Source organism: Bdellovibrio sp. HCB-110 (genome assembly GCF_047323225.1).
GTDB lineage: Bacteria > Bdellovibrionota > Bdellovibrionia > Bdellovibrionales > Bdellovibrionaceae > Bdellovibrio.
The window spans coordinates 352,667-364,934 of record NZ_CP178750.1; the positions used below are offsets into that span (position 1 = coordinate 352,667).

General features: G+C 44.8%; 6 protein-coding genes. 2 read left to right on the forward strand and 4 right to left on the reverse strand.

The genetic code is table 11. The features are described from left to right. Positions 1 to 13 precede the first annotated feature (13 nt). Positions 14 to 5,473 (forward strand): alpha-2-macroglobulin family protein, encoded by a 5,460-nt coding sequence (locus tag ACL934_RS01670; protein WP_374077074.1) that lies wholly within the window; start codon positions 14 to 16, stop codon positions 5,471 to 5,473. Then, entirely contained in the window at positions 5,455 to 7,497 is a 2,043-nt protein-coding gene (gene pbpC, locus ACL934_RS01675; protein WP_374077076.1) for a penicillin-binding protein 1C, read from the forward strand. Before ACL934_RS01670 ends, pbpC begins: the two co-directional genes overlap by 19 nt. Before the next feature lies 1 nt (position 7,498). Here pbpC and ACL934_RS01680 read toward each other — a convergent pair whose 3' ends face one another. The 4 genes from ACL934_RS01680 to ACL934_RS01695 form a co-directional block, all read right to left on the reverse strand. Then, positions 7,499 to 7,906, reverse strand: a complete 408-nt coding sequence (locus ACL934_RS01680) for an OsmC family protein (protein ID WP_374077079.1) — start codon at positions 7,904 to 7,906, stop codon at positions 7,499 to 7,501. 12 nt (positions 7,907 to 7,918) lie between these two features. After that, positions 7,919 to 8,422: a response regulator gene (locus ACL934_RS01685; protein ID WP_374077081.1), complete on the reverse strand. Its 504-nt coding sequence runs from the start codon at positions 8,420 to 8,422 to the stop codon at positions 7,919 to 7,921. Between the two features lie 9 nt (positions 8,423 to 8,431). Continuing rightward, positions 8,432 to 11,758 (reverse strand): ATP-binding protein, encoded by a 3,327-nt coding sequence (locus tag ACL934_RS01690; RefSeq protein WP_374077082.1) that lies wholly within the window; start codon positions 11,756 to 11,758, stop codon positions 8,432 to 8,434. Positions 11,759 to 11,839: 81 nt separating this feature from the next. Then, positions 11,840 to 12,145, reverse strand: a complete 306-nt coding sequence (locus ACL934_RS01695) for an Hpt domain-containing protein (protein WP_374077084.1) — start codon at positions 12,143 to 12,145, stop codon at positions 11,840 to 11,842. Positions 12,146 to 12,268: the final 123 nt, after the last annotated feature.

A 12,268-nucleotide genomic window follows, 5' to 3' on the forward strand; every position in this document is an offset into this window, starting at 1 on the left:
ACAAGGAGCGTCCATGTCTAACTTCCTTCTTTCATTTCTGATGTCGTTGTCCTTTGCTCAAGAAAAAGTGCAGGTGAAAACTTTCACACCGCAGGGATTTGTTAAATCCGCAGAGCAAGTGCGCATTGAATTTTCACAACCTATGGTTCGTTTTGGCGATATCAAGCTGGATGCGCCTGCCACGAGCGAGTGTTTTAAGAACGGTCAAGGACGTTGGATCGACACGCGCAATTGGGTCTTTGATTTTAACGAAGCATTGCCCGGCGGAGTCGTCTGCTCTGTCGCAGTAATGGGGAAAACGTATAAGTTCAATACGGGCGGACCTCACATCAAGGAAACATTTCCTCTTCGCTATCGTCCGATAGATCCTACGCAAAACTTTGTTTTGATCTTGGATTCTCAAGTAAAAAAAGAATCGGTTAAAGACGGCGTCTATTTTGTTGTGGAAGGCTTGGGTGATCGTATCGCTGCTGAGCTTATTGACGGCAGTGAGGCGCAAAAAATTAAAGCAGCAGCCCAAGAAGAGTATGTTTATGAGAAAGACAGCTTTAAAGGAGAGTTCATTGTTGTAAAAGCACAGCGCGCTTTTGCTCCGGGGGCGAAAGTAAGTCTTGTGTGGTCTAAAAAAGTTCAATCAAGCTCCGGTGCTTCTTCGCAAGAAGATGAAGTGATTGAGTTCACTGTCGCTGATGCTTTTAAGGCCGAGTTCAGTTGCGATCGTGAAGCGCCTGAAAAACCTTGTATCCCTCTTTTGGGAATGCGCCTTTCATTCACATCGTCTATCTCCATTAAAGATGCGAAGGCGATTTATCTTGAAGGGGCAGATAAGAAAAAGATTTCTGCAACAAGTCTTGATGGTGGTTCCCCTAAAGACAAAGTCAGCTATTTGGAATTCAAAGGACCTTTCCCTCAGAATGCCACCTTCAAGCTGCATATCCCAACGGATCTCAAAGATGAAGAGGGACGAGTTCTTACGAACAAGGCGCAGTTTCCTTTGACGGTAAAAACGGGAGACGACCCGTCACTTTTAAAGTTTGCGGCGAATTTCGGAATTGTCGAAGCGGGACCTGAAGCCGCGATGGCTGTGACTTTACGTCGAGTGGAAAAGAATATTCAGACTCGATTCTTTGGTTGGTCTGGAAAAATTGAAGGAAACAATTTTAAAAGCATTCTTGCGAATCTGAATGAAATCAATCGCAACCCCACAGGCGACACTCGCTTGTCGACATGGAAAAATCTAGCAGTGCAAAAGATGCAGGTTCAAAAACCTAACAAACCTGCCGAGATGGAAGTGGTGGGAATTCCTCTTAAGCAAACGGGATTCTATATTGTCGAGATGGAAAGCCCGCTCTTGGGGCAAAGCCTTTTAGATAAGAAAGCTCCCTACTTTGTAAGATCCGCAACTTTGGTCACGAATATGGCTGTTCACGCCAAATTCAGCAATAATGAAGCTTGGGTTTGGGTGACGGAACTTAAGAATGCAAAAGTGATCTCTGGCGCCAGTGTGAAATTATATGATGTTGCTGGAAACGTTGTATCCCAAGGTACAACGGATGCAAAAGGTCTCGCGTATTTTCGGCTTAAAAAACCTTTGAGCGATTGGCCTCGTAATAACGAGGGGTCTTTCTATGATGGTTTTTTTGCCGTGGCAGAAAAGGGAGACGACTTCAGCTTCACGCATTCTTCTTGGGATCGTGGAATTGAATCTTGGCGTTATCAATTAGGAATGGGCGATTCGGCGTCTCCTCTGATTGGTCATGCTATTTTAGATAGAACTCTGCTTAAGCCTGAGGAAACTCTTTCAGCAAAATTGGTTTTAAGAAAAACGCAAAGCAAAGGTCTGACACTTCCGAGCGAAAAAGAGTGGCCGACGACTTTGAACTTGTCCCATGATTCGGGCTTGCAATCATTTAAAATTCCCTTGCAATGGAGCAAGAAAAACGGTGTTGCGGTTGTTAAGTGGACGTCCCCTGCTGGCGTCAAAATGGGCCGATGGACATTGAGCCTGGATCGAGAAACTCCGGCGATTTCAATTCCTGTCGGGGATTTTTCTATTGAAAGTTTCCGCGTACCTTTGATTCAAGTGCGTTTGAATACGACCTCCCCTTCGTTTGTTTTGGAAAAGAAAATTCCTGTACAGGTGAGCGGAACTTATTTTGCCGGAGGTCCCACAGCGGATCTTCCTATGAAAATGCGCTGGAGTGTGGAGCCGACTTACTTCAGTCCTCAGGATGACGATTTCCAAAATTATTCGTTCGCCAACGGTGGAGTTAAAGAAGGTCTTTTCCGTTCAGGTGAAGACGAAGGAGCCCGTCATATTCCGCAAAGTGGAGTTGAGAGTTTTAATCTCAATAAGCAAGGCACTTCTGAAATTGATGTTAAGGGCTTGAGGTATGGCGCGGGTCCTCAGAGATTGAGAACCGAGGTGGAGTTTAAAGATCCTAACGGTGAAATTCAGAATGTGATTCGTTCCTTCGCGATGTGGCCTTCCTCGGTTGTCTTGGGAATCAAGGCCAAATCTTGGTGGGCAACACCTGACTTGGTGGAGTTTGATGCTGTCGCTTTAGACTTGCAGCAAAAGCCGATCAAAGGTCAAAAGTTGCAAGTCGATTTATATACCAGTCGTTTTTACTCTCATCGTAAACGTTTGGTGGGTGGATTTTATGCTTATGAAGACTTCCGGGAATACAAAAAGGTTGGAGAGCTTTGTAAGGGTGAAACCAACGACAAAGGTGTTTTTAACTGCGTCGGTAAATCTAAAGTCAGCGGTTCTGTGATCGCGGTGGTGACGGGAAAAGATTCAGAGGGGCGTGCAAGCATCGCGAACGTGAATCAGTGGATTATTAAGCCCGGTGAAAATGCGTGGTTTGGCTCTGACGACAATGACAGAGCAGACCTTATTCCGTTTAAGAAAACTTATGAACCCGGAGAAGTTGCAGAGTTTCAATTACGCACTCCATTCCCTGAAGCAAAAGTATTGGTTACAGTAGAAAGAGACTCTGTTCTTTATTCAGAAGTCGTGGACGTCAAAGGGGATCGTCCTATTATTCGTATTCCGATTAAGAAAGAATACGCTCCCAATGTCGTCGTATCGGCTTTCGCTCTTCGCGGTCGTTTGTCTGATCCTAAGCCGACAGCTCTTGTCGATTTGGGAAAACCCGCATTTAAGCTGGGTATGACAGGAATTAAAGTCGGTTGGAAAGAAAATACTCTTAAAGTAACCGTGAATACAGATCGTAAGAGTTATAAAGCTCGAGAAAAATCTTTAGTTACAATCAATGTTAAAGATGCTTACGGAAAACCAGCTGCTAAAAGCGAAGTGGCTTTGATTGCTGTCGATGAGGGATTGTTAGAACTTCGTGACAATGACTCTTGGGATCTTTTAAGCGCAATGATGAAACTTCGTCCTCACACTCTATCAATAGCGACTGCTCAATCCTTGGTGATTGGGAAAAGACATTTTGGTTTGAAGGCCGTGCCTATCGGAGGAGACGGCGGTGGTGCCCTTCGCCGTGAACTTTTCGATACGCTTCTTTATTGGAATCCTTCCGTCACCTTAAATGCTCAAGGGCAAGCGCAAGTGGAAGTTCCACTCAATGATTCCACGACGAGCTTCCGCATCGTTGCGGTGGCTTTGCAGGGGGCCGATCAGTTTGGAACGGGTTGGACGTCTATTCAATCATCGCAAGATTTGATGATTCTTCCGGGGCTTTCAGGAATTGCCCGTGAAGGGGATGATTTCTTGGCAGGATTTACGGTCCGTAACGCTTCTAAAGAAATTCAAAATCTAGATTTGAGTTTGAAAGTCAATTCTAAGTCTGAAGGATTTGCTGTTCAGAAACTCCGTTTAAATCCAGGCGAAGCCAAGGAAGTGCATTGGAAGATCCGGGCGCCTCAAGGAAATTCGCTGGAATATGTGATGATTGCGAAAAACGAAAAAGGAAAGACTCTGGATGAAATTAAAAAAGTTCAGAAGATTTTGCCTGTGCGTGTAGCGCGTATCTATCAAAGCGAATGGGGGTCTTGGCCGGAGTTTAGTAAACTCTCTTTGCAACAACCTGCGGGGGCAGAGGTCGACAAGAGCTCTATCATCGTTGAATTGGCAGAAGGGTTGGGAGGATCTCAGGCAGGTCTCAAAGACTTCTGGAAAAATTATGAATACAATTGTTTAGAACAACAGATTTCCAGAGCGATATCCCTTAATGATAAAAAAATGTGGCAGAAGCTCGAAGGCAAACTGAATACGTACATGGATGCCAATGGACTTCTGCGCTACTTCCCAAGTTCGAATGCGAAGGGCAGCGTGAATCTTACGGCCTATGTGCTCAGTGTTGTGCACGAGGCAGGATTTACTTTCACGGAAGAAACAGAAAATCGTCTTTTGGATGCTCTGAGCTCTTATGCAGAAGGAAAGATCAAAGAGGAAGTCGAAGTCAGTCGTGCAGATGACACTCTTAAAAAGATTACGACATTTGAAGCTCTTTCCCGTTTCCGTCGTTTGAATTTGGATCTTTTAACTTCCGTTGAATATCAGGGAACTCAATGGCCTCTTTATACACTTGTGGAGTGGTATCAAATTCACTTGTGGGAAAAGAACATTCCACAGCGAGATAAAAAACTCGCGGACCTTGAAGCTCTTTTGCGCAGCCGTTTCTACTTCTCGGCAAAACGTTTGCAGTTGAAAGAAGAACAAAGAGAAAGCATGCCTTGGCTGATGCGCGACTCTGAAAGTTCTATTCTTAGACTTATCATTGCAACCTTGCCGTCAGCAGCGTGGAAATCGGATACTCCTCGCTTGTATCAAGGAGTTCTGGCTCGTCAAAAGGACGGAGCTTGGTATATGACGACGGACAATGCGTGGGGTGCCATCGCCATGAGAAAAGTCCAAGCGGCTTATTCGAAAGAAAAAGTTCAAGGATCTTTCCAAGTAGAAATGGGGAAAGAAAAGGTGACTCATGATTGGTCGAAAGGAAACTCTGGCCTTTTTGAATTGCCATGGAGAGAAAAAGAAGCCCAGGTTCAATTAAAGCAGCAAGGTGCTGGGAAGCCTTGGATCACGGTCTCAGCTAAGGCTTCGACGCCAGTAATGAAAGCCACTTTTGCTGGATTTAAAGTTGAGAAAACTGTCACTCCTGTTGAACAAAAGACCAAAGGTGTTTGGAGTGTTGGCGACGTCGCAAAAGTGAAACTCAAAGTGACATCTCAAGTTCCACAGACATGGGTGGTTGTAGAAGATCCAATTCCAGCGGGATCAAGTGTTTTGCAAAGCTCTTGGGCTACCGCCGTTGAAAGAAAAGAAGAATTGATTCGTTTTTATTTCTCTTGGTTTACGTCGGATAATACGGAGATTGAGTACACGGTGCGTTTTAATCAAGCGGGCACTTATGTCTTGCCGATCACAAGAGTTGAAGCGATGTACAGCCCTGATCTTTTTGCGGAACTTCCAGAAAGTTCATGGACAGTGAAAGAGTGAAGAAAAAGTTCTTCGCTTATTCTTTAATAGGACTCGTAGGGGGAAGCGCCATCTTAGGATGGTCTTTCTCAAAGACTTTGCCGTCATTAAAATCTTACGGTGAGGTTCGGGCCTCTTATAAAAGTTCCGAACTGTTCCTTTTGGATCGAGATGGGAAACCTCTTCATCAATGGCGGCACAATTCAAAAGAGAGATCTTTTGCGTGGGTTCCTCTTAAAGAGATTTCCCCTGTTATGATGAGTGCTGTTCTGAAATCTGAAGATCAAAACTTTTATCAACACCCAGGTTTTGATTCCAAAGCGTTGCTGGCAAGTCTTTATCAACGAAGTTTTAAAAGTTCATCACGGGGTGGAAGTACGATCACGATGCAAGTTCTGAAACTGATTTCGTCGGATAAGAATGCTTATCAGGGAATTTTAGGAAAGCTTCGTCAGGTGATCGCAGCTCCTTTGTTAGAGTCTCATTGGACAAAAGAACAAATCTTAGAGGTCTATTTAAATTTAGTTCCCTTCCGTGGGGAGTATCGAGGTTTGACCAGCGTCTCTTGGGCTTTCTTTGATAAAAGACCGCAGGGGCTGACATTGAAAGAGGCCACGTTGTTGTCGGTTTTAATTCGTTCACCCAATGCTAAACCCCAAGATTGGGCGCAAAGGGCTTGTTGGCAAGAGCCCGCACTTTGCGATGAATTTCGCAATAACACGAATGAAATTGTAAGTAAGTCTATGAGTCCCTTTACTCAACAATACGCTTTGCATTTGGCGCAGAAGTTAAGTGCGAGAGGAATGGGCGGCGAAGTCGTCACGACTTTGCAAAAAGATTTGCAAGCTTATGTGCAGGAGACGATTCAATCACAAATTCGCAGCCTTGAGGCACAGAATGTTCACGATGCCGCGGTTTTGGTTATTGAGAATAAAACAGGGCAGGTGTGGTCCTATGTCGGCGGTCGCGGAGACAGTACAAATAGTCTCTACGTGGATGGCACGCAAGCGCTTCGCCAGGCAGGGTCTACTTTAAAACCATTCCTTTACGCCACGGCTTTTGAGAAAAACATTCTGCACGGGGACTCTTGGATTGAAGATTCCGCCGTGGACATTGTTTTTGATCGTGGAGTTTACAAACCTCAGAATCACGATCGACAGTTCTATGGATGGGTCAAAGTAAAAACAGCTTTGGCATCTTCTCTGAATGTTCCTGCGGTGAAAGTGTTCAAACTTCTTAACGATGAGACCTTCTGGACGAAGTTAAAGGACATGAACTTTAGAAAGCTTCAAGAGCCCAACCACTATGGTCCCGCATTGGCGTTGGGAGTGGCGGATGTGACTCTGGAGGATTTAACTCAAGCGTATCGTGCCTTGGCTCAAGGCGGAGTGTATTCGGAAATTCGCTACGATCTTGGTGCAGAAACCTCGGAAGTAAAAAGAGTGTTCAGCGAAGAAAGTGCAAAGGAAGTGACCGCCATTATTTCTCAGAGCGAAAATCGCGCTTTGGGATTTGGATTAGATTCCGCTTTGTCATTGCAGGGAGCCGCTGTGAAAACGGGAACAAGCAAAGACATGCGGGACAATTGGTGCATCGGTTTTAACTCGCGTTTTACTGTCGGTGTTTGGGTTGGAAACTTTTCTGGTGAACCCATGTGGAATGTCATGGGCGTGACAGGAGCGGCACCGATTTGGAAAAAAGTGATGGAGTGGCTTCACGAAAAGTATCCAGATGTCGAAAGCAAAACGCCGATCTTGGCAGAACAGAAAATCAATTCTGCGCCACAAACTTATCCGAAAGCGCGGATCATTTATCCTCAAGATGGAATGGTCTTAGCGCTAGATCCGGCAATTCCCTCTGTAAATCAAAAAATGCCATTGTTGATTGAAGCTCTTCGTCACGAAAAACTGCACTGGAAGATTGATGGAAAAAAGAAGATTTCCGCCCAACAGGCACATCTGTGGACGCCGACATTGGGACGCCATACTTTTGAGCTCTATCAAGGTGATGAGCTCAAAGAAAAAATCCAAATCTTAGTGAAATAATCTAGATATCGTAGTGGAAAACCACAGGCATCTGAAGTTCCGGGTGAAGGCTTAACTTCACAGGGCAGTTCAGGGCGATGGTCTCTAACTTTTTACGATAGTCATGGGGCACACTTTGTGGCAGATGCAAAACCACGGTGAGTTTTGCAATACGACGAGGGCTTGCGTGCATTTCTTTTTCGACCTCGACGCGCGAACCTTTAAGCTCGACACCGTCTTTATCCGCAGCAATGGCCATCACAGTGAGCATGCAACTGCCTGTGGCTGCGCCGACAAGATCTGTAGGTGAAAACAATTCGCCTTTGCCGTTGTTGTCTTTGGGAGCGTCCGTTCCGATGTGAGAGCCTGAAGGACCGTGAGTAATTTCGCAATGCTTTTGGCCTTCATAGACGGCCGACATTTTTACCATGAGTGTAGAATCCTAACTTGATGACGACATCTCTTCGATAATTTTACGTAGGCGCATCTCGGAAGATTTAGACATGTCTGTATAGATCTTGCGTAAGTGAGTTGAGCGAACGGGGTCATTCTTGGAAGCTTTCATCTCGCGCCCGAATTTTAGAGCGGCACAAACGCTTTCAATGACCAATTTTCTCTTAGAGTCTTTAGTAATAAAATCAAATGCGCCGAGAGAAAGAGCCTCTAGCGCGCGCGAGTGATCTCCGTGGGCCGTCAAAACCACAAAAGGCGTCATTTGTCCCAAAGAACGAACATAAGCTAAAAATTTAAGTCCGTTCATCTGTGGCATTTCGATATCTGAAAGAATCGTGTCGAACTCTTGCGATTTAACGTATTGAAGAGCCGCAGCTCCGTTTTCTGCCTCGACGATTTCGTCGACAAATTCTTTGAGGAAATGCTTAAGAAGCTCACGAATATCGGAGTCGTCTTCAACGATCAGTAGACGGCTTTTCTCTTCTTGTGGCACTAGTATCTCCTACAATGAATAGCGGTTGATCACTCCCAACAAAGTATCCTTCTTAAAAGGTTTGGCGATATGATCGTCACAACCTGCTCGCAGGGATTTTTGTCGGTCCTCAGAAAGAGCATGGGCGGTCAGAGCAATAATCGGAACATGTTGATGATGAGTTTCCTCTTCCCACTTCCGAATCGAACCCGTCGCCGCGTACCCATCCATTTCTGGCATTTGTACGTCCATAAAGACGATATCAAACTGTCCTGACTTTATCTTATCTATAGCTTCAAGTCCATTCTCAGCTTCAATAATTTCGTAGGGGCCGTTTTTTAGATAATGAGTGAAAAGTGTCCGATTGTCTTCCGTGTCATCGGCAATCAAAATGCGGATGGTCTTGTTCGGATCACGGGGTTTCTGTGCGACAAAGTCCAGTTCCCCTGCGTGAAGCTGAACAGGCTGGTGTGTCACAGGATTGTAAACCTGTTCTCGATAAGGAATAGTAAAGAAGAACGTCGTTCCCATATTTTCGCGGCTTTTGAACCAGATTTGGCCGCCCATAAGTTCGATAAGACTCTTGGAAATCGCCAAACCCAGACCTGTGCCACCATACCTTCGGGTGATTGAGCTGTCGGCCTGAGCAAATTTTTGGAAAATCAGATGCTGCTTATTGGTAGGAATGCCCACGCCAGAGTCGCTGACACTGACCATGAGTGTGTCCTTTTTGGAGGGATTTTTACTCAAGGACACTCGGATATAACCGCTTTCCGTAAATTTAAGGGAGTTGCTGACAAGATTAATCAGAACCTGTCTTAACTTCGTCGGATCTCCCATCAAATAAGGAGAAAGACCAGCGGCCATTTCAAAGGAATAATTAATGCCTTTTTCCAGCGCGCGTGGCTTCATCATGTCTTCAACGTCGACCATGAGTTTTTTCATATCAAAGGGAATGTTCTCGATAGAAACTTCACCTGCTTCAATTTTCGAAAGATCCAGAATATCGTTGATAAGAGCCATCAATACTTCGCCGGCTTTACAAAAAATAGTGACGTAGTACTGCTGATCATTATTAAGTTTTGTTTCTTTCAGCAGTTCGGCCATCCCCATGATGGCGTTCATAGGCGTGCGGATTTCATGGCTCATACGAGCTAAGAACTCAGACTTTGCCTGAGAGGATTTCAAAGCATCATTTTTTGCAGCGATAAGAGACTGCTCAACTCGACGAAGTTCGGTGATATCTTGAGTAGTGCCATACATGAAAAGGGCATTTCCGTAGTCGTCGTATTCGGTACGGCCTTGTGCGCGTACCCAGATGATGTCTCCGGTGTCTTTTTTGCGCATGCGAAAATCGGAGTTGAAAGGGTGGATGTTCTGATGAGCTTCATGCAGAGCTTCGTCAAAATGAACGAGATCTTCCGGAAGAATTAACGATTTAAATAAATCAAAAGTGGGAACCGTCGTCGCTGGATTTAAACCGAGAAGGTGAAATTCTTCTTCCGACCATAGACACTTACCCGTGCGAATATCCCAGCGGAAAGATCCCGTTCTTGATAACGACTGAGACTCTTTTAAAAGGTCCTCTTGGAGTTTCAGTTCTCTTTCAATTTCTTTTTTCCAAAGAATATCGCGGCCGACAACCACAAGAGTCGGATTTTTGCCGGTGGAATTTTTTAAAGAGGCCCAAGAAAGTTCCAAAGGAATTTTTTCTCCGGAAATCTTCTTCAGAGTTCCTTCCACGGACAGAGGCTCATGATTATCCGTCTTTTCTTCCAGTGAAGAAAGAATTTTGGAGTAATCCGTCTCAATCCACATTTGCAAATCAGTTCCCTTAAGAGGAGCAGCCTCTACTCCCAGCATATCTGAAGCCGCCGGGTTCAGATCACGAATCTGAATGCCGACTTTGTCGTTGTCAGGATTTCTTATAACTTCCACGACAAAAAAGGCTTCGTGGATGGATTGAACCGTGTTTTTTAGAAGGTCTTTTTCTGTTTTGATCTTATTAAAATTTTCAGAGACGTTATTGAAACTTTCCGCAAGTTCCTTGAACTCGCCTTTCTTTTCAATCAGCTTCGGGCCGAAACTCAAGGACTCTAAATTGTGCAGACTCTGCTGAAGGCGTTGAAGAGGATGAAACATGCGACGAGCGAAAAAGTAAGCGGCAGCCAGAGAGAGAATTGTCAAACCCAAGGCCGCTAACAATAAAGGAATTATTTTATTTGTTAGTGGAACTAACGCTTCCTGAGCATTCATTTTCGCGACGATGATCCACTCGGTATTTCCGGGGAGCGCGATTTTGCCGACGGATTTCAGGGTGCTCGTGCCTGCGTAATCCGGACCAGTCTCTAGGAGTTCCTTGTTGGTCAAATACTGTTCTAAAGTTTCCTGAGAAAGTCCGATGTTCAATGCCGTCGATTGGTTGCGCCGAACCAACTCAATCGTACTGGAGAGACCGTCATGCTTTTGATAAAGCTTAAGAAAGTTCTCGGGACTTTCAAAAAAGAGTCTTGAGTTGTTACGCATCAGACCCTCGTGCCCAAAAGCTACGATTTCGCCGGTTTTGCGTAAACCCAAACTTTCCCAATCGTGTTGATTGCTAAGAATAGTGTCGATTCTTTCCAATGGAATTTGAAACATCAATGTTCCAACATAATTGGAACGATAGAAAAGCGGTGTCGCAAGAAAGCCGACAGGGAGATTCCAGAAATGTGTGAATGGAGAGAAATCGAAAAACTTCGTAGCACCTTGTGAAGCGTTCATCGACCAGCGGAAGGCTTGAGCCATTCGTGAGTTGGCGAAAGTTCCAGATAGAAGATTGGCTCCGAGATTCAATTCCTTTTTTACTGTGTATACGACATTGCCCTGAGGGTCGACCAGTGCAATGTCGCTGAGTTGGAGACGTTCCAATAAACTGGATAAAAAGGGATGCAAGGTCTCATGGTTTTTAAAATAATTCAGAGCGAATTTATTTGAAGATTTGGTGATCTCATAAGGTTTTTTATTTTGCGAGATCGCTTCTTGGATGTAGTAGGACTGCAGAAAGACCGCTGTAGGGGACATTTGTCCGATGACTCGCGAGAGCTCAGAAGATTCATGAGAACTATGGGCGCGAACGACAATGGAACGCCAGGCTCCCTCACTTCCATGAGCCCGCAACCATCGGCGCATTTGTTCTTGGTCTTGGGGGGCCTTCAAAAGGAAGGTATTAAGAATTTCGGTCTCTGAAGTTGTTAATAGGGAGCTGTTCAGATATGCAAAATCTTTTTGAAGCTCTTGTGATTTTGCGCGACGAACCTGGATTAATTTTTCTTGAGTACTCTCCAACACGGAGGACACGCCCATTTTGTATCCCACAATTCCTGCTCCTAGCAGCGTGCCTAGAATAAGGGATGCGGTAAAAAGAAAGAGGCGTCTCCTGTGAGTCATAAACTCCCGTTACATAGATACGTAATGAATCTCAACGTTCAGAAAGTGTATTCTCATTTGTTTGACAAGATCCTTCAACGGATTGGCGTCATTGTTCTTCGCAGCTTTTTCCATTTGAGATGCAAGATTGCTCAACTCATTGAATCCATAACCAGCAGCTGCACCCTTGATTTTGTGAGCTAACTGAGCAATGGCAACGAGATCATTCTTTTCCACAAGTTGTTCCAGAGACTCGATATCTTTTTTTCGATTCTCCACGAACTGAGGAATCAGATCCTGCAAATCAGCATCGATTTCAACCTTCACTTTTGACATTTCCATGGACTCCTTATGCTCGACATTCACCCTCGGATACAAAACATTTTAGTTTAGAATAGTGTTTATTGCATACATTTAATAACGAGAGTAAATTCATGAAGATATATTCCAGGAGAAAGT